15 protein-coding genes and 1 pseudogene are annotated in these 19,675 nt (G+C 54.1%); 6 read left to right on the top strand and 10 right to left on the bottom strand.

Features of this window, described 5'->3' with window-relative positions; genetic code table 11:
• Nucleotides 1-31: 31 nt before the first annotated feature.
• Nucleotides 32-904, bottom strand: a complete 873-nt coding sequence (locus tag BM323_RS03600; protein WP_008104132.1) for a LysR family transcriptional regulator — start codon at nt 902-904, stop codon at nt 32-34.
• A 103-nt stretch (nt 905-1,007) separates the two neighbouring features.
• Between BM323_RS03600 and BM323_RS03595 the strand changes: the two genes are divergently transcribed.
• Entirely contained in the window at nt 1,008-2,102 is a 1,095-nt protein-coding gene (locus tag BM323_RS03595; protein WP_008104130.1) for an oxidoreductase, read from the top strand.
• Nucleotides 2,103-2,226: 124 nt separating this feature from the next.
• Here the strand turns inward: BM323_RS03595 and BM323_RS03590 are convergent, their stop codons facing one another.
• Nucleotides 2,227-3,129, bottom strand: a complete 903-nt coding sequence (locus BM323_RS03590; RefSeq protein ID WP_008104128.1) for a ParB/Srx family N-terminal domain-containing protein — start codon at nt 3,127-3,129, stop codon at nt 2,227-2,229.
• A gap of 132 nt (nt 3,130-3,261) precedes the next feature.
• On the opposite strand from BM323_RS03590, the gene BM323_RS03585 reads away from it, so the two are divergent.
• Together BM323_RS03585 and BM323_RS03580 are read left to right on the top strand one after the other, a co-directional pair.
• Complete coding sequence (locus BM323_RS03585; protein WP_008104126.1) at nt 3,262-3,894, top strand: DapH/DapD/GlmU-related protein; 633 nt, start codon at nt 3,262-3,264, stop codon at nt 3,892-3,894.
• A gap of 77 nt (nt 3,895-3,971) precedes the next feature.
• Nucleotides 3,972-5,270: a Fic family protein gene (locus BM323_RS03580; RefSeq protein WP_008104124.1), complete on the top strand. Its 1,299-nt coding sequence runs from the start codon at nt 3,972-3,974 to the stop codon at nt 5,268-5,270.
• Nucleotides 5,271-5,328: 58 nt separating this feature from the next.
• Here the strand turns inward: BM323_RS03580 and BM323_RS03575 are convergent, their stop codons facing one another.
• The 3 genes from BM323_RS03575 to BM323_RS03565 all read right to left on the bottom strand — a co-directional run bounded on the left by BM323_RS03575 (nt 5,329) and on the right by BM323_RS03565 (nt 8,800).
• Nucleotides 5,329-6,294, bottom strand: coding sequence for a GT-D fold domain-containing glycosyltransferase (locus tag BM323_RS03575; RefSeq protein ID WP_008104122.1), 966 nt, complete (start codon nt 6,292-6,294; stop codon nt 5,329-5,331).
• Nucleotides 6,295-6,551: 257 nt separating this feature from the next.
• A complete protein-coding gene (locus BM323_RS03570) occupies nt 6,552-7,874 on the bottom strand; it encodes an NtaA/DmoA family FMN-dependent monooxygenase (RefSeq protein ID WP_008104120.1) in 1,323 nt (440 codons plus the stop codon).
• Nucleotides 7,871-8,800, bottom strand: coding sequence for an aliphatic sulfonate ABC transporter substrate-binding protein (locus BM323_RS03565; protein WP_008104118.1), 930 nt, complete (start codon nt 8,798-8,800; stop codon nt 7,871-7,873). The genes BM323_RS03570 and BM323_RS03565 overlap by 4 nt, the downstream gene beginning before the upstream one ends.
• Nucleotides 8,801-9,167: 367 nt before the next feature.
• On the opposite strand from BM323_RS03565, the gene BM323_RS03560 reads away from it, so the two are divergent.
• Nucleotides 9,168-11,528 carry a membrane-bound PQQ-dependent dehydrogenase, glucose/quinate/shikimate family gene (locus BM323_RS03560; RefSeq protein ID WP_008104115.1) on the top strand — a complete coding sequence of 787 codons (2,361 nt, stop codon included), beginning with the start codon at nt 9,168-9,170 and terminating at the stop codon, nt 11,526-11,528.
• Nucleotides 11,529-11,588: 60 nt separating this feature from the next.
• On the opposite strand, the gene idnD is transcribed toward BM323_RS03560, so the two are convergent.
• From idnD to BM323_RS03540, 4 genes are all read right to left on the bottom strand, one after another.
• Nucleotides 11,589-12,629, bottom strand: a complete 1,041-nt coding sequence (idnD, locus tag BM323_RS03555) for an L-idonate 5-dehydrogenase (protein WP_008104114.1) — start codon at nt 12,627-12,629, stop codon at nt 11,589-11,591.
• Nucleotides 12,630-12,640: 11 nt separating this feature from the next.
• Complete coding sequence (locus BM323_RS03550; protein WP_036648322.1) at nt 12,641-13,996, bottom strand: MFS transporter; 1,356 nt, start codon at nt 13,994-13,996, stop codon at nt 12,641-12,643.
• Between the two features lie 20 nt (nt 13,997-14,016).
• On the bottom strand, nt 14,017-15,306 hold the full coding sequence (locus tag BM323_RS03545; protein ID WP_008104110.1) for an MFS transporter: 1,290 nt from the start codon (nt 15,304-15,306) through the stop codon (nt 14,017-14,019).
• A 63-nt stretch (nt 15,307-15,369) separates the two neighbouring features.
• Entirely contained in the window at nt 15,370-16,137 is a 768-nt protein-coding gene (locus tag BM323_RS03540; RefSeq protein ID WP_008104108.1) for an SDR family oxidoreductase, read from the bottom strand.
• Nucleotides 16,138-16,423: 286 nt separating this feature from the next.
• Between BM323_RS03540 and BM323_RS03535 the strand changes: the two genes are divergently transcribed.
• Entirely contained in the window at nt 16,424-17,125 is a 702-nt protein-coding gene (locus BM323_RS03535; RefSeq protein ID WP_008104106.1) for a FadR/GntR family transcriptional regulator, read from the top strand.
• A gap of 85 nt (nt 17,126-17,210) precedes the next feature.
• Nucleotides 17,211-18,467 carry an enolase C-terminal domain-like protein gene (locus BM323_RS03530; RefSeq protein WP_255348924.1) on the top strand — a complete coding sequence of 419 codons (1,257 nt, stop codon included), beginning with the start codon at nt 17,211-17,213 and terminating at the stop codon, nt 18,465-18,467.
• Between the two features lie 139 nt (nt 18,468-18,606).
• Here BM323_RS03530 and BM323_RS03525 read toward each other — a convergent pair.
• Nucleotides 18,607-19,425, bottom strand: a pseudogene (locus BM323_RS03525) (ISNCY family transposase); the annotation flags it as partial.
• Between the last annotated feature and the right edge of the window lie 250 nt (nt 19,426-19,675).

Here is a 19,675-nt window from a genome sequence, read left to right as displayed (position 1 = left end):
ACCACGATCGCCGTTAGCTTTTTCTGAATTCTCACGCCATCGCCTGTTTCAGGGCATTCAGAAAGACCGTGACGCGCGTTGGCAAATGGCGAGCGGTGGGAAACAGCGCCCACACGCCGAGCAGCTGCGGTTGTGCATCTCGCAAGGCAATCTCAATCAGTTCACCGGCCGCCAATTCCTGCTGCACATCCCACGCAGAGAGCTGGGCGATGCCGCTGCCCGCCACACATAAGGTACGCACACCTTCCACATTGCTGCCGCTGAAACGGCCTTCAACGCTGACACTGGAAATATGGTCGTCGACCATAAAACTCCATTGCGGCACGCCGGATAAACGCAGGCAGTTATGCTGATGCAAATCGGCCAGCAGTTGTGGAGTGCCGAAGCGCGCTAAGTAGTCTGGAGAAGCACAGAGCACCCGCGGATTATCCGCCAGTCGCTGCGCCACTAACCGCGAATCCCGCAGCGGGGCGATGCGAATGGCGACATCATAGCCGAGCCCAACAATATCGGTGACGTTATCGCTGAGTTGAAAATCGATCTTCAGTTCGGGATTCTCCGCCATCAGCGCGGGCAGCAACGGAATAATGGTGCGGCGGCCAAAGCCAGAAGGCGCGGTGATACGCAGTTGGCCGGTTGCGCCTTGTTTATCCGGCGAGAACAGATTACGCGCGCTCTGTTCGGTCTCCGTCAGGGTTTTGGCGTAGGGCAAAAACTCTTCACCTTCATCCGTTAACGCAATGGCGCGGGTGGTGCGATGCAGCAGGCGCACGCCGAGATCTTCCTCCAGCGAGGCGAGTCGGCGCGATACCGTCATCGGCGTGGTGTTTAGTCGCCGCGCGGCCTGCGTCAGGCTGCGCGTCTGGGTGACCATCAGGAATACTTCAACATCCTTTGAGTTCATTGTAACGATTTCCGTTATACAGACGTATCATCATCGGCCATTTTTGTCCCTGTGGCGACCGAATATACTGCGCTCTGTAGATAATCCGCATTCAGAGAGCAATATGAGTGATAAACATCTTTTTCAGAGCGGGACACTGAACCGGCTGGCGCTGAAAAATCGCATCATGGTGGCGCCCATGACGCGCATCTCCGCCAGCGTCGACGGCATACCGGGCGAACGTATGCAGCTCTATTATCAGCGCTTCGTGCGTGGCGGCTTTAGCGCCATCATCACCGAAGGCATCTATATCGATGAAGCCTGGTCGCAAACCTATGCGTTTCAGGCCGGGCTAGTTAACGCCAAACAGCGCGCTGGCTGGCGGTCAATTACCGATCGCGTGCATCAGCGCGGCGGCAAAATCATTGCGCAGTTGATGCATGCCGGGGCGATATCGCAGGGCAACATTTATCGAGCAGACACGCTCGCGCCTTCTTCGATACAGCCACGCGGAGAACAGCTCGGTTTCTATCACGGTCATGGTGCCTATCCGCTGCCGCGTGAAATGGATGAAGAGCAGATCCAGCAGGTGATCGACAGCTTTGCGCACACGGCGGCGCGGGCAATTGGCGAAGCGGGTTTTGATGGCATCGAAATTCATGGCGCAAATGGCTATCTGCTGGACCAGTTTTTTACCGATTACACTAATCAGCGCAGCGATCGCTGGGGCGGCGATATCGTTGCACGTTTGTCTCTGACGCTGGCGGTGATCGCCGCAGTGCGCCAGCGCGTAGGGCATGATGTTACGCTGGGAATTCGCCTCTCGCAGGGCAAAGTGAATGATTTACAGCATAAATGGCGAGAAGGTGAAGCGGGCGCGCGTCAGGTATTCGCCGCGATTGCTGAGGCTGGCGTGGATTATCTGCACCTGACCGAATATGACGCGCTGCAACCGGCGTTTGCCGATTCACCGTTATCGCTGGTGCAAATGGCACGGCAGGCGGCACCGAATTTGCCGATTATCGCTAATGGTTCGTTAAGTGATGCCAACAAGGCGGCGCAGGCGCTGGAGCAGGGCGCGGATTACGTATCGATTGGCAAAAGCGCACTGGCGAATCCCGACTGGCCGATGCGGATTCGTGATGCTGTAGAACTGCGCGTCTTTGATAAAAACCTGTTAGCGCCGTCTGCGGATGTGAAAAACTGCGAGTTGGTGTAACGTCTGGCAAAAGTGCTGATTAAGCGTAATTTTTGATTCAAGCATTAATTTGCATATGTATGCACGCACCCTACGAAAAACGCGGCAACCTTTTGTACGGTCGCCATTTATGGCGACCGTATGGTTATTGTGCGAAGGCCCACGTCAATTTGCCGTCATCGGAGACCAGCTTTTCCAGCTTCTTCTCGTTCACTTTCTTGCGTGCGCCTAACCGATCCGCCGTCAGCGGGCCGCTATCGCTGTGCGCAATTACCGTGTCTTTCGGCATGCTGGTCATCTTCTCAGCGATGGTTTCCAGCGCTTTGGCGTAACCGCCGCGATTGTTGAGATCAAAGTTCTTCAGCGGAAGCTGCGTTTCCAGCCATTTGCCCCAGTAGAATTCAAGGAACGGCGGCGGATTTTGCTCTTTATCAAAGCCAATATCGCGCACGAAATAGACCAGCGAGCGATATTCATCATTCTGCATGTGCTGGCGACCGAGCTCTTGCGGCAGCGCATCCGGTTTAATTTTGCCAGATGGCGTGTCCAGCCACACCAGATGTGCCGCTTCCATTTTTTGCCAGAAGGCAGACATGGTTTTCAGGCTGCGGAAGTCATTGGTAATGCGTACCTGCACCGGCGTGTTGAGACCGGCGATATCGGCGAAATTACTGAAAGTATGATGACCATCGGTAAGGTACAGCACATTATCCGGTGCAATCACCGCCGTTTTCATCGGGCCAGGTTCGCTGCCGACCGGCGCTTTACAACTGAAGCTGCTGGGCTGCGAGAGACGTGATTTACTATCAAATTTATCGACGCCTTTCTGACCCATGCTTTCGCAATAATCATCAAACAGCTTTTTCGGTTCGGCTTCATAACGATGCTGTTTGTAATCCAGCTGACGATAGCCAATCGCGGCCTGCGTCGGATGGAGTTGCGCTAACTGCACTTGCACAATATCACCGGCTTTAATGTCGGCGGGCAGCGCGGCAGATGCCTGTCCGGCTGACCACAACAGCGCCAGTATTGACCACGGTGTTCTCATTCCCTTTCCTCAAATCGCCCATTGCAGATGCGCACAATAGCATTTCTGTCATCTTGTCGCTGTAGCGTGATGGCTCGCGGTTGCCCAGTCGCAACCGCTTATCCAGACATCTGACCACACGGAGCTTTGATTATGGCACTCGCTGCTGTGCAACCGGCAAAACTGCAACACACCGTTATCGATCCCAGCGTGCGTATGCGCGAAACCCAGATTGGCGCGCAATGTGAAGTGCTGGCCGAAACCTATATCGAATATAGCGAACTCGGCGATTTCTCCTATCTCGGTGAGCACTGCTGTGTCGCCGATGCGCAGATTGGGCGCTTTACCGCCATTGCCAATCATGTGCGGATTGGCGCGCCCAATCATCCGATGGACCGCGCTTCGCAGCACCGTTTCACCTACTGCCCGGAATACTACGATGGGCAGGCGGAGCGCGATAATGGCTTCTTTGCCGAGCGCCGCGCCGATCGCGTGATCATTGGCAATGATGTGTGGATTGGGCATGGCGTAATCGTTCTGCCGGGCGTAACGGTGGGGGATGGCGCGGTGCTGGCGGCCGGTGCGGTGGTGACGAAAGATGTGCCGCCTTACACCATTGTCGGTGGCGTGCCAGCCAAAGTGATCCGTGCGCGTTTCGCTGCGGATATTGCCGCGCAACTGCAGGCAATTGCCTGGTGGAACTGGCCGCTGGAGAAATTGATGACGAATCTGGCGGATTTCCAATCATCCGATCTCCGCGCCTTCTGCCAGCGACACGGCAGCTAACCGCGCTGTAAGCGCCATTTGTCGTCGCAGCTAATCTCAAGTAAACTCAAAATACACTGTTTTTGAGATTGCTTGAGATGAAACTGCGTCGTCCGCCTGCTCAACTTATTGATTCGTTAAGTATCAGTGAGATTAATTCGCTCCTCGCTAGTCATGCCGAGTGGGATGAGCGCTATCTGCATTTCGATGAATTGTATCGTCGAGTGAGTGATGGCCAGATGCGTGAGAAACTGTGGAGCGCATTGAAATTCAAGCGCCGCAGCAGCGCGCAGCACTTTGTGATCGCCGATCAAACCGTGACCTGTAACCTCACGGCCAAAATCACGGCGGCGATGTCGGCGGTCGATCGTATGACTTTTGCGCGCAATGGCGAACCGACGGATGAGGACGCGGCTTCTTACCTGATGTCTCAGCTGATCATGGAAGAGGCGATCTCATCCAGTCAGTTGGAAGGCGCGGCGACAACCTCGCGGGTGGCGATGGAGTTGCTGGCGGTGGGGCGTGCACCGCGCAACGAAGATGAAAGCATGATCATGGGCAACTGGCGGCTAATGCAGCACATTGCCACGCTGGGTGATGCGCCGTTAACACGCGCCGATATTCTGGAAATTCATCACATCGCCTGCGCTGGCATTAATGATGACAAATATCGGCCCGGCGCCGTGCGTGACAATAACGATGTGTTTGTTGCCGGGCGGGATGGCGAAATCATTCATCAGCCGCCGGATTATCAGCGGCTGAATAGCCTGCTGGACGCGTTATGCGCCGAAGTTGCCTGGCTGGAGCAGCAGGGCACGCATCCGTTGCTGGTCGCCTGCGTAATGCACTTTGCCATCGGCTACATTCATCCCTTTAATGATGGCAACGGTCGCACCGCGCGCGGGCTGTTCTACCATCATTTGATTCGTCACGGTTATAGCGCATTCCGCTACATCTCTATTAGCAAGCTGTTGAAAGCCGCAGCGGTAAAGTACGGCATCTCCTATCTGTACAGCGAAACCGATGAGATGGATCTGACCTATTTCGTGCAGTTTCAGTGTGAAGTGGTGATGCGCGCGGTTAATGCATTCACCGAGCAAATCGCCACGCTGCACAAAGAGCGGGAGCGTCTGGTGACGTGGGTGGAAGAGAATATGACCTTAGCCAAAGGTGAGCTGGATATCATGGCAATCGCACTGAATGCGCCGGGTTCATTACTCAGTTCTGCCGGCATTAAATCGCGGCTCGGCATTGCGGATAACACCGCGCGTGCGCGCCTGAAAAATCTCACCGAACAGGGATTGTTGCGTCCACTGAAGGAGGGGAAAGGAACGGTGTATCAGGCGCCTGTTTCACTGCGCAAGCTGCAAGAGTGGCTGAAAAAGCGCGAAGGGTAACAACGTCATCGCAAGCAATCTCAAAATACCCTGTTTTTGCGATTGCTTGCGATGTGGATTAGACCGGCGGATGCACTACCATCGCCGACAGCACCGCTTCCTGTGGCAGCCCGACATGCAGCAAAATCTGCTGGCGATAATGCTCATCGGCTTCGCGCGCATCGTCGCTGAGCAACACGCCAACTTCATTGACGTTCTTGCCAGCCACCTGCACCTTGTCACGCGCGGCACTGCGCATCCATTCATACTCGATATCAATGTGGCCGGTATCAATACAGCGAATGCCATGCTGGCTGAGATCGTAAGCCAGCACCGTTGCGGTGGGGCCGAGCGACATCAGTACCATATCGTACTCGCGTGCGTGCGCCAGGACGGCGCTGTAGAGATCGTTGTAAACCGAGAAGGCGTTGCGATTGAGCGTGGTGATGCGCTTAATCTCCCGCGCGCCGCCGAGCAAATCGTTGCCGATGCCGAGCCGCGTGCCGCTACCTTCCACAATTAATATCTTTTTGTCACTGAACAGTTGCCTGAACTTATTAAACACACGAGCAGCCTGTTGCTTATCCTTATAGTCATGATAGGGACGCGTAACTGAGGTATTACCGTAGCGATAATCTTTCTTTAATAACGCTTCATAATGGCGGAAATAAAACGCTTTATGAAAAAACCAGAATAGGGCCGAACCAAAACGCATATTCGAGGTGCCGCGAAAAGCATCGGGCAAACACAATAAGCACGTATTCTTCGGCTGGCTTCCGCGACGTAATATCTCTTTAAGACGAATCGAGAGACGTTCATCGAAAGATTGAAAACCGATATTCTTGAACAAGGTCATTTCCAGTTCGCCGTCGCCATAACGGCTCATGGAGAGCTTGTCGTTGTTGAGCAGCAGGTCAATGGTTTGTTCAGGCGACATAACCTGATATTGCCGGGCATGCGCGTTGGCAATCGGAAACTTAAAAGCAGCGTGTGTGAGTTTAAAAGGAAAACGTAATTTACGATAAAAGAAATCTGCGCTAATCATCATAACCTTCTTTTTTATAGCGGACTTGCCGCAGAGCAGTTATGTGATTTATATCACGCTCAATCGGTGATAACAGGCTGAGGAAACTCTCAAAAAGGTATTGGGTCGTAATAGTTAATCAATTAAAAAAATCTTAAATAAAGACTGCGGAAATGAAAGTGTAATAAAAGTGCGCTTATTCGCACCGCTGCGATAATCGTTGCCAGGAATAATCGCAGCGGTACTTTTATAATCTATTAAGTTATTTCAATTAATGTCTAACTGTGAAAGCGATTTTCCGGCTTTACTAGCCCTAAACGATCGCGCAGCGTGCCCGGCTGATAGTCGCTGCGGAAGACGCCCGCGTCCTGCAGGCGCGGTACAACCTGTTCGAGGAAGCGATCTTCGTTCTCGTCAATGTAGGTGGGTAGAATGACAAAACCGTCGCAGGCCTGATGTTGATACCAGTCAATCATCTGCTGCGCAATGCTATCCGCTGTGCCGGTCGGCGCCGGAAACGACAAGCTTTCCGCGTAGCGTTTCGCCATCTCACCCAGCGTCAGGTTCTGCTCAATGGCGCTGGCAATCACGTACTGGAAACGGCCTTTGCTGCCGGTGATCTTTTCACGCAGATCCGGCACCGGACCGTCAACCGGATACTGCGACAGATCGATATTCATGCTGGCCGAGACAAAGCTCAGGCCCGATTCCACAGTAATCAATGATTTGAGGTATGCCGCACGCTCCTCGGCATCGCGCTGCGTGGTGCCGACAATCGGCACCATGCCAGGCAGAATGCGCAGTTGATCGGGCTGACGCTGATACTGCTGCGCACGCTGTTTCAGGGTTAGATAGAACTGCTGCGCGCGTTCCCGATTGGGTTGCACCACAAACAGCACTTCCGCCTGTTGCGCCGCCAGATCGATAAAGGCTTCCGAGACGCCAGCCTGAATCACCACCGGATGCCCTTGCACCGGGCGCGGCAGGTTCAGCGGGCCCTGCACGTCGAAAGATTCTCCCTGATGATCGAGTCGATGGAAGCGTGACGGTTCGGCAAAGCGCGCCTGCGCTTTATCCAGAATCAGCGCGTCCTCTTCAAAGCTGTCCCACAGCGCTTTCATGACATCGATAAATTCGGCCGCGCGGCGATAGCGATCCTCATGGCTGAAGTGTTCACTGCGACCAAAGTTGCGCGCTTCGGCGTGGCTCAGCGAGGTAACCACGTTCCACGCCGCGCGCCCGCCGCTGATGTGGTCGATGTTGGCCAGTTGACGCGCGGTGGTATACGGCACCGAATAGGAAGAGGAAACCGTGCCGCCGAGTCCGATGTGGTCAGTCACCGCCGCCAGCGCGGCTAATAATGTTAAGGGTTCAGACCAGCCAACCTGACGATGCTGCACGGTGTGCGCCAGATGACCGCCATAAACATCATCAATCGCCAGCTTGTCAGCGACAAAAATCATGTCCAGCTTTGCGGCTTCGGCGCGCTGGGCGATTTTGCGATACAGCGGCCAGTTGCTGCCACCGGTCGCGGCCGAATCGGGATGACGCCAGCCGCCCTGATGAATGCCGGAGTCGAGGTAGAGCGCCAGATTCATCATGGTTTGGCGGCTCCGTTGGGGTTAAAGAAGGAGGCATCCACCAGTTTGTCGGCTTTTAAGCCGGGTTTGATCAGACCGCCACGGGTGAAGGTATCAATCGCCAACTGCTGGCGTTTTTCCACCAAGGCGTAATCTTCTACCGGCGCGTTGTTTTCACGCTGTACTTTGCTCAGCGCAACCGCATCTGGCAGACGCAGCAGTTTGGCGATCTCGCTGGCGTACGCTTGTGGATGCGCCACGCCCCACGCGCGTGCGCGGATCAGGCGCTGACGGAAGTCTGCGAGCTGCTCACGCTTGCTGGCGATAGCGCTATCGGTTGCCACCAGATAGTTTGAAACCGGAGAGTTTTTGCCGTCGATGGCGATGCGATCGCCGGATTGCGCCACGGCAAACGACACATAGGGTTCCCAGGTTGCCACCGCATCCACCGCGCCATTATCCAGCGCCAGCGTTGCTTCCGACGGCGTAGTAAAGACAAAACTGACGCTGTCGTCTGGCAAACCCGCTTCGTGCAGCGCATTCAGCACCATATTTTGTCCGGACGATCCTTTTACCGTCGCCACTTTTTTACCTTTTAAGTCGGCGATGCTGTGCAAGGCGCTGTTGTTTTTCACCACGATGGCATTGCCGAGATATTGCGATGCCTGAATGGCGCGGATCTGTGCGCCCGCCGCTACGGCAAATGACAGCGGACCATCGCCGACCAATCCGGCATCCAGATGCTGGGAATTGAGCGACTCCAGTAGCGGCGCAGCGTTGGGGAACTCATACCATTTGATTTCATATGGCACATTGTTGAGCTCGCCGGCGGCGGACATCACTGCGCGAGCATTACCTTTTTGATCGCCAACGATCAGTTCGTTGCTGGCAGCCTGTGAAGTCACCGTGAGGAGCAACAATGAGCAAGCTAATAAAGTGATTTTCATAACGTTTCCCGGGTAAAAAGAAAACAGCGTAAGTTTTCAACTACAGCGGGCGTAGTAATAAATCCGCACAAGGTTATGTCTCAGGCGCAAAAGCCAGCAAATCGCGTACTCTCGCCATTTCCCGTTATCAAAAAATGCGAATTTTCCTCACTAATGATTAATTCTCTCAACGAAAATGAAACGTGATTTCAGTCACACATTGAGCGAGGCGGTAGCTGGCAGCCATTAGCCAAACTACATTCATTAGCGGAGCTAACGACACACCTCGCAACGGGTTTTTACTAAACGGTAACGTACGTTAAAATTCTGTTGATTTTATGTGGGGTTATTTTTGAGGTTTTTCGATGAAAATGGTTGAGGGATTAGCATGGTTAACAAACTAACCAGTATCGTGCTCGCGATTCTGGCGATTGCCTTGCTGTACATGGGCGGCAAGCTGTTAATGCTGGGCGGCAGCGCCTTCTATGCACTGATGGCGGTGGGCTTACTTATTACCGCAATTTTACTGTTCCGCAACCAGCGCAGCGCGCTGGCGCTGTATGCGGTGCTGATGTGGATTACGCTCGCCTGGATTATCTGGGAAGTGGGCTTTGATAAATGGCAGTGGATCCCACGCGGTGACCTGTTCGGTGTGATCGGCCTGTGGCTGGCGATGCCGTGGGTGGTGAAACCGCTGTATCGCGGTGAACGCCGTTTCCACGGCTTCCTCGGCGGCACCGTGATTATCATGATTGTGGTGGTGATTGGTCTGTGCTTCTACGATCCGATTCCGCAGCAAGGCACTATCAGCAATGCCCGCGAACAGAACAGCGAGCAGGGCGCTGCTAACGACTGGACCGCGTACGGTGGTTCGTCTGACGGCCTGCGTTTCTCATCGCTGAATCAGATCAGCAAAGAGAACGTCAAAAACCTCGAAGTTGCCTGGACTTATCACACTGGCGATCTGCGTCAGGATGCGGATGCTACCGAATACACCTTTGAAGCCACGCCGCTGAAAGCCAACGGCATGCTGTACTTCTGTACGCCGCATAACGAAGTGCACGCGCTTGATCCGGAAACCGGCGCGGTGAAGTGGAAATTCACACCGAATAAAGATCGCTCTTACCTGCAGCAGCATCAGACCTGTCGCGGCGTAAGCTACTACGAAGAAACCCCGGTTGCCGCGCAGGATAGCGCAGCGAATCCGGCTATCTGCCGTAAGCGTATCTTTAACGCCACCACCGATGCGCAGCTGATTGCGCTGGATGCCGATACCGGTAAACCGTGCGCTGATTTCGGTCAGAGCGGTGTGGTTGATCTGCACGCCAACATGGGTGAAGTGCGTCCACATGCGCTGATGCAAACCGCAGCACCGCTGGTCGCGGGCAAGCTGGTGATCGTTGGCGGTTCCGTGATGGATAACGGCTTCAACAGCGGCAACCCGTCAGGCGTGATTCGTGCGTATGACGTGCAAAGCGGTCGTCTGGTGTGGAACTTTGATCCGGCCAATCCGGAAAACACCGCACCAATCGCTGCTGGTCAAAACTACCCGCAGGACACGCCAGTAGCGTGGGGCACGTTGAGTGCTGACCTGAAAAACGGCGTTGTCTATGTGCCGTTTGGTAACGCTTCACCGGATGAAGTGGGCATTGAACGCGATCCGAACAGCAACACCGAGAAGTTCCGCGATGCGCTGGTGGCGCTGGATCTGCAAACCGGTGCGTTCAAATGGCGTTATCAGAGCTCCAACCACGATCTGTGGGACCGCGATAATCCGTCACAGCCTTCGCTGGTGGACATCGATTATCAAGGCCAGAAGCAGCCTGTGGTGATCCTGCCGACCAAAACCGGCAACCTGTTTGTGCTGAACCGTCTTACCGGCCAGCCGGTGTATCCGGTAAACCAGGTAAAAGTCTCCACTGAAGGTGGCGTCGCGGGGGAGAAATTTGCGGCAACCCAGCCGGTTTCCAGCCTGAACTTCATCCCGCAGCCGTTGACTGAGAAGTCAATGTGGGGCATCACGCCGTTTGACCAGATGTCATGCCGCATGGATTTCCGAAGCTTGCGCTATGATGGCAATCCGTGGACGCCAGCAACTGAAGGTGGTTCGCTGATCTTCCCTGGCAACATTGGTGTGTTCAACTGGGGTTCTGTTGCCGTCGATCCGCAGCGTCAAATGCTGATTGCCGCGCCAGTGCGTCTGGCGTACAAGTACAACCTGATCAAGCGTAGCGAGCAGACCGCCACCGAGCGCCTGTTCACCAAAGATGGCACGCCATACTGGAACGAAAACTTCCACGGTGATTACGCGATTCATATCCAGCAGATGGCGTCTGGCCTCGGCATTCCATGCGTTGCGCCACCTTGGGGCCGCATGGTGGGCGTGGATCTGAAGACCGGTAAAACCGAATGGCTGCGTCGCGTGGGCGTCACCAAAAACCTGAAGACCAGCTTCCTGCCAGGCCGTTTCCCAATCGGTTTCCCGATGGGCATGGTGGCGCACGGTGGTCCATTGCTGACCGCAGGTGATCTGGTGTTCCACGGTGCAACCGCGGATAACTTCTTCCGCGCTTACGACAGCACCACCGGCGAACTGCTGTGGCAAACCGAGCTGAGTGCCGGTGCGCAAGCCACACCGTCTACCTTTATGGGCAAAGACGGTAAGCAGTACGTGGTGATTGCAGCAGGCGGTCACGGTTCGCTCGGCACCCAGGCGGGTGACAGCGTGGTGGCATTCCGTTTGAAGTAACCGAATAGTGCGAAAATGTATGACAACGGCTGGTGCATCGCATCAGCCGTTTTTTTACGCTTAGAAAACCAACTGTACTTTGGCGGCTCGATCTTTATCCGCAGCCAGTTCCAGCGCAAGTGCCGCATCCTGCATCGGCATTTCGGCTGAAAGCAGCGGCAGCGGATTGATTTTGCCTTGCTCGAGCCAGCGTACTGCGGTGGTGAACTCGCTGGTGAAGCGGAAGGAGCCACGCAGCTGTATCTCTTTGACCAGCAACGGTCCGATAGGATAGTTCACTTCAGCCGCGCCCATGCCGAGTTGCACGATAATGCCGCCCGGACGCGTAAAGGCAACCAGCGAAGCCACCGCCGCGCCTGCGCCAGAAGCTTCAAAGCAGACATCAAAACTGCCGCCATTTTCCGCCCAGCGCGCAGTTTGCTGTTCGTCACGCGGGTCCAGCGCCGCGCTGGCGCCCATCTTGTTCGCCAGCTGACGGCAGCGTTCGCTGATATCGGTTGCTACCACTTCGGTAGCCCCCGAAGCCAGTGCCGCCGCGATCACCAGACAACCGATCGGTCCGGCGCCGGTGACCAGCACACGCTTGCCGGTTAAATCACCCGCCTGACGTATCGCATGAATGCACACTGCCAGCGGTTCGGCGAAGGCCATCACTTTAGCATCCGCGCTATCGCTGTACGGCACGCACTGCACGGGATTCACCGCCACATATTGGGCAAATCCGCCGTTAACATGTGGGAAAAACTGCGCGCTGCCCATAAAGCGCATTGAGCGGCAAAGGTTCTGTTTTCCTTCCTGACACAGCGCACACAACTGGCAGGGTTGGGAAGGGTTGATCGCCACGCGCTGGCCAACTTTCAGGTCGCTGTTTTCTGGCACTTGCTCGATGATGCCAACAAACTCATGGCCTAAAATCATCGGCGCTTTCAGCACTGACATGCCCGCGCGTCCATGCTGGAAATAGTGAATATCCGAGCCACAAATCCCGCCACGCTCAACTTTGACCAACACTTGTTGCGTGTTCCACTCAATTTCCCGCGACTCACAGCGCACATCATGTGCGGCATTGACGATCACCGCGTTCACAGTTTTCTGCTGCATTATGCTTCTCTCTATGCGTTTGAAGGGGTTTCGAATTTCTTTTTATTGTCAGCCGGTTCTTCGCCGGGCGGCGTCATCACTTCAATTTTGCCAACCAGCAGCAGGTAGGCCAAAAAGCCCATCAGCGCGACGGCAGCGATGTACCACATGGCATACTGGAAGTTGTGGGTGCGCTGCAAAATAACACCAATGATGATCGGGCTGACAATGCCGGAAAGATTGCCAAAAATATTCAGAAAGCCGCCGATGGTGCCGATTAAGTGGCGTGGAATCACATCGCTGCATACCACCCAGCCGAGATTGGAGAAGGCGTTGGCGAAAAAAGCGATGGAAAGAATGGCGATGGCAATTACCGGGCTGTCCTGGAAGAAATTCACCAGCGCAATCGAGCAGGTGAGCAACATGCCGAGCATCACCGGCAGCTTGCGCGCAAAAGTGCGGCTGCGGCCACGCTTCAGCAGGAAATCACTCAGCGTTCCGCCACACAGCACGCCCGCCATCGCCATCAGATAAGGGAACATCGCGCCAATCCCCGCTTTATCGATCGACAGATGCAGCCCTTTTTCCAGATAGACAATAAACCAGGTCAGGAAAAAGTAGAGCGTCGACGAAGCCGCGAACTGCGCAATAAACAAACCCCATGTGGTGCGCTGACGCAGGATATATTTCACCGACTGCCAGTTAACTTTGCCGTTGCCGGTTTGCTGATTTACCGAACCATGACCGCCGCCTTTGCGAATAATATCAAGTTCCGCATCATTCACTTTGCTGCTGTGCTGCGGATCGCGATAGACAATCAGCCAGTAAATTCCGAACACAATCCCAACCAGGCCAGAGAGATAAAACGACATTTCCCAGCCCCATTGGCTGACGATAAACGACAGCACCGGCGTCAGCAGCGCCAGGCCAATATATTGCGCGCTGGAGTAGGTTGCCGTTGCACGCGCACGTTCATGGTCGGGAAACCAGGTGGCGATGATTTTGGTGTTGGAGGGAAAAGAGGGCGCTTCCGCCACGCCAATCAGCGCGCGGCACACCAACAGCATCATAAATGACGCAGTGGCGGTGGTGAAAAAGTGATGCGATGCCAATCCCATCAGCAGGGTAAACAGGCTCCACAGCACAATCGCGCTGCCGTACAGCCAGCGCGAACCAATCCGATCAAGCAGATAGCCGACCGGAATCTGACTGAGGGCATAAAACCAGGTAAACATCGAAAACAGTAAACCCAGCTGCGTAGCGGATAAGAAAAACTCGCCCTGAATATGGGAACCGGCCACCGCCAGGTTAGCGCGATCCATGTAATTAATCGCGGTGACAATAAACAGCATGAATAAAACGCTTAAACGCGTGCGCGTGGGTTTCATGGTCATGACTTCATTCTCTATTAGTATGCAGAGCGGGTTTGTGCCGTTGGCGTGCTCAGGCTGCTAAAGGTGGTGAGCGCGGTGAGTAATACCGCGACAACCAGCGATCCACCCATAAATACGTAAGATGCCGCCGGGCTGCCGGTCAGGCCATTGAGATAGCCCACAATCCACGCGCCGACGAACGAACCGAGCGCACCGAAACAGACCACGAAGGACATCGCGCCCGCCACCACGTTGCGTGGCAGCATCTCAGGAATCGCCGCGAAGAACGGGCCATACGGCGTGTACATCGCACCGCCAGCAATCACCAACAGCACCCATGAGAGCCAGAAGTGGGTCGCACCGAGCGTAAAGGAAGCAATGAAGCACACCGCGCCCAGCCCAAGGAAAAGCAGCACGATGTTTTTACGCTGCTGATATTTATCGGAGAACCAGGATGCGGTCAGCATCAGCGGCACGGCGAGCAGATAGGGCGCGGCAGAGAGCCAGCCGGTCGCGACGATGCCCATACCAGACGCACTCTTTAACATCGAAGGAAGCCACATGATGAAACCGTACATGCCGATATTCCAGAAGAAGTGGATAAAGGCCAGCGCCAACACCTTAGGCGAGCGAAAGGCTTCACGGTAATTCTTAACCGGTTTGATCGACTGCTGCTCTGCCGCCAGCGCGTTTTCGACCGCACGCTTTTCCGCTTCGCTCAGCCATTTGGCATCGCGCGGTCGGTCGGCATAAATTTTCCACCAGATAAACGCCCACAAAATGGCGGGCACGCCTTCAATGATGAACATGCCGCGCCAGCCAAAGGAATTCACCAGATAGCCGGAGAGGATCGACATCCATAACACGGTAATCGGATTGCCGAGGAACAGAAAAGTATTGGCTTTGGAACGTTCCGCGCGCGTGAACCAGTGGCTGAGGAAGATCAGCATCGCCGGCATCACCACACTTTCCGCCACGCCGAGCAGGAAGCGAATCACCGCCAGCAGCGCCACGCTGTGCACCATGCCGGTCGCAGTAGCCAATGCGCCCCACAGGATCAGGCTCCAGAAAATCAGCTTCTTCGCCGAGTGCTTTTCAGCGTATATGCCGCCCGGCACCTGGAAACAGAAATAACCAAGGAAAAACAGTGCGCCAAGTAACGCCGAAATGGCGGGCGTGATATTGAGATCTTCAGCCAGACCTGCGGCGGCACCGAAACCGTAGTTGGCACGATCGAGGTAGGCGAGGCTATAGGTAATAAAGGCAATCGGGATGAGTTTTCCCCACCGACTGGCCGGTAAAATCCCTGCAATATTTTGGTTCATGGTATGACCTCAGGTCGCTTGAGTAGGATACAGCCAGGTCTTGATGCCCAGCTTAGGTCGCTGTTACAAGGTGGCGAGCCAGCCGCCATCCACGTAAATCATCTGGCCATTGACGTAATCGGAAGCAGAGGACGCCAGATAAATGGCGGTACCCACCAGTTCGTCGGGCTTTCCCCAGCGGCCAGAAGGATTGCTGCTGCAGACCCATTTATTGAACTCTTCGTTTTGGACCAGCGCTTCGTTCATATCGGTGAGGATGTAGCCCGGTCCGATGCCGTTGGTTTGGATGTTGAATGGCGCCCATTCAGCCGCCATCGATTTAGTCAGCAGCTTGATGCCGCCTTTCGCCGCAGTGTAAGGCGCGACGGTAGGGCGCGCGGCTTCGCTGGTTAGCGATCCGATATTGATAATTTTCCCGCCGCGCTGGCGTTGCACCATGCGTTTGGCTGCCGCACGCGAAACGAGAAACGCGCTGGTGAGATTGACATCCAGCACGCGCTGCCAGTCGCTCAATGCCAGTTCCAGCATCGGTTTGCGGAACTGAATACCTGCGTTGTTGATCACAATGTCGACGTGAATGTTTTCTTCATCGAGCTGCTGGAATACCGCTTCAATCGCGGCTTCATCTGCCACGTTGAACAGAAAGCCTCGGGCGTCAAATCCCTGCTTCTGTAATTGTTCCAGCGCCGTATCCATATGCTCCTGACGTGTGCCATTCAGCAGCACTTTTGCGCCGGCTTGCGCCAGGCCTTGTGCATAAGCGAATCCTAAGCCGCGCGTTGAACCGGTGATCAGGGCGGTTTTCCCGGAGAGGTTAAATAAGGTCTGCATAACAAAACGTCCTTCATGTAACATGACTAACAAGTTGGATAAATTACTTTTACGTGATGCGCAGAAAGGCAGCAATTGGCAGGCGAGAGATTTGTAAGATATCTCACAAATATTTAATGTCATCGCCAGAAGGCAATCATCTACCTTTGATGGTTAACCCAATGAAATTAATCATTAAGTTGCGGAATTTTGTATTATCTCTTTTGCCACACAAAAAATTGCTGCTTGTGTTGCGAGCAGTGACGCGTTAAAAAGCGGTAGACATGTAGGACAAGTGAGTAACGCCGTGGCGCTGGAAAGTATCCAAAAACATAATGTGGTTGATGTCATCTACGAACAGATGAAGCAGAACATTCAGGATGGTCTGTGGGAGCCGGGCTGTAAGTTGCCCTCTGAAGCGGAATTGACAGCAACCTTTCAGGTGAGCCGCGTCAGCGTGCGGAGTGCCGTGCAGAAGCTGCGCGACCTTGGCGTAGTGGTGACGCATCAGGGGAAGGGCACATATGTTACCCGCGAAGTGGCGCGCTACGGATCGTTCAGTGATAACCAGCCCATTCTGCATCTGTCGCAGGAAGAGTTTGATGATATGCGGGTTTTCCGTCAGACCGTCGAGTTCAAATGTATGGAGCTGGCAGTTCAGAACGCCACTGATGAAGATGTCAAAGTGCTGGAAAGCGCCTTGAATCGCATGCTGGTGAGTAAAGATGACTACAAAAAGTACTCGCTGGCGGACTACGATTTCCATCTGGCGATTGTGAAAGCCTCGCACAACAAAGTGTTCATCCACGTAATGGAATCCCTGAAAGGGATTTATGTGCATTACTTGGAAGAGTTAAATCGGGTGTTAGGTATCACGCTGGAAAGCGTAGAAGCCCATATCAAAGTCTTTATGGCGTTGAAAAACCGCGATGCGGCGCTGGCGGCCGAGACGCTTAATAGTGCGATGACACACAACGTGCACGCCATTGAAGATGTACGCCATAACTGAATAACCAAAAGCCCTGAACAGGGCTTTTTAATACACATAACATGTAGGACATCATATAGCATGTTATCCAGCTACCGTGAGGATCATGATGAGTAACCTGAAAATTACCGATGTAAAAACCATCCTTACCGCGCCAGGCGGCATTGATTTGGTGGTAGTAAAAATCGAAACCAGCGAACCCGGTTTATACGGTTTAGGCTGCGCCACGTTTACTCAGCGCATCTATGCGGTCGCCGCAGCCATCGAAAACTACATGAAGCCGTTTTTGATCGGTAAAGACCCGGCGCGTATCGAAGATATCTGGCAATCGGCGGCGGTCAGCGGTTACTGGCGTAATGGTCCGGTGATGAATAATGCGCTCTCCGGTGTGGATATGGCGCTGTGGGATCTCAAGGGCAAAGTGGCCGACTTGCCGGTATATGAACTGCTTGGCGGCAAATGTCGTGATGGCGTGCCGCTTTATCGTCACTGCGACGGCGCAGATGAGATTGAAGTTGAAGATAACATTCGCGCGCGCATGGAGGAGGGCTATCAATACGTGCGCTGTCAGATGGGCATGTATGGCGGCGCGGGTACCGATGATTTACGCCTGATTGCCGGCAAGCTGGCCAAGGCGCGCAATATTCAGCCAAAAGTTTCGCCGCGTAATCCTACGCACGGCATCTATTTCGATCCGGATGCTTATGCGCGCGCCGTACCGCGCCTGTTTGATCATCTGCGCAATAAACTCGGCTTTGGCGTGGAGTTTATTCATGATGTGCACGAGCGCATCACGCCAATCGCTTCGATCCAGCTGGCGAAATCACTCGAACCGTATCAGCTGTTTTTCCTCGAGGATCCGGTTGCACCGGAGAATATCGATTGGCTAAGCAAGTTACGCAGCCAAAGCAGCACGCCGATTGCCATGGGCGAGCTGTTTACGCAAATCAACGAGTGGAAGCCGTTAATTCAAAACCAGCTGATCGATTATATTCGCTGCCACGTCAGCACCATTGGCGGCATCACACCCGCGAAGAAACTGGCGACCTTTGCCGAACTGTTTGGCGTGCGCACCGCGTGGCATGGTCCTGGCGATATCTCACCGATCGGCGTGGCGGCAAACCTGCATATCGATCTGAGCATCACCAATCTTGGCATTCAGGAGTACACGCCGGTGAACGAGGCGCTGCAGGAGGTGTTCCCAGGCTGTCCGGAGATTGATCGTGGTTATGCCTACCTCAGCGATCGTCCGGGGTTGGGTGTGGATATCGATCTGAAAGAGGCGGCGAAATATCCGGTATCGGGTGGAATTCCGGACTGGACCAATGCGCGTCTGCCAGATGGCACGGCTGCACGTCCGTAAGCGTATTTGTGACTTGAAAGGAACCGATGAACGGTTCCTTTTCCATCAATGTCTATCCCTATTGATAATGTCACCCCGATTTACCATTTTTAAATGTCACTTTTTGTTGTTTGCCAATGAAGAGAAAAGGGCAGCGAGCTCATTTTTTCAGGCTGGATTTGAAAAGTGACGGATCAGCCAGAACCGGATTGATTGCCCTGAGTTGTTCCTGAACCTGCGCCCGTCTTTTAGGCATATGACGGCTGCGTTTTCTTTTTACTGCTGCTTCCAGTTCATCCTGCTTTTCCTGCGCCAGCTTCAGCACTGCGCCGAGCCTTTTATTGTCAACGATGCGCCCCTGGCTGATGCACTCCAGCTTATCGAACATCTGATATTCCAGAATTCTGCTGCCGTGGCGGAATGCGAGCGTACCGTCCGGGTAATCAAAAGCAATGATTTTTTCCCCGGCAATACGTGAGTTTTCCTCCGTAGGTTCAACCAGATATAAAATTTTATCGTACTGAAAAGTCAGTGATTTTGAGAGCGTACGCAGCGTCTGCCAGGCGAAGATATCGTCCAGCTCCTGACCGCTCTCCGAGACGGTGCGGTGCAGGTTTTTCGGATATGTTGCCGGCCTGCCGAAGCGGCGGTTGAAGTCACTGATGAATGTCTCAAGCCAGGCATTCGCGTTATCAATGCCGGAAATGTTCTCGAGCCGCATCTCCTTAACAAGCCGATCCTGAAGCGTAAGATTGGCGCGTTCGACGCGGCCTTTAGCCTGCGAGCTGTTGGCACAGATAAGGTCGATGTTCAGGTCGTGCAAAGCACGTCCGAACTGCGTCATGCCGGTACGGCGTGTTTCTGCCTGGCTAACGCGAAATACTGCGTGCTTATCACTGTAAAACGCCACCGGCTTGCCGTGCTTGTCGATGTAATCGCGCGTGGCCATCATGTAATCAAAGGCCGATTCGCTTTTCGATGACAGCCTGAATGACGGGAAGGCGGTGAAGTTCTTTGTTCGACATGGTCACCAGCATCAGCAGAGATCTCCCAGAAAAGGTGGCAAAAGCGCCATATCTGGGTGACATTATGAACTAGCTAAAAAGTGACATTATCAAATAGCACTCACATCAATGTCAAAGCCAAGTAGAAGTGACCGGGTTCAGGCAAACCTGAGATGTCCGATATTCTGTAATAACATATGATTTAACTTCGGCTCTGTTTTATTT

Origin of the sequence: Pantoea sp. YR525 (assembly GCF_900116775.1) — a bacterium.
In the GTDB taxonomy this organism is placed as follows: domain Bacteria; phylum Pseudomonadota; class Gammaproteobacteria; order Enterobacterales; family Enterobacteriaceae; genus Pantoea; species Pantoea symbiotica.
The sequence above is the reverse complement of the archived record's forward strand: the minus strand, read 5'-3'. Positions and strand labels throughout refer to the sequence as shown.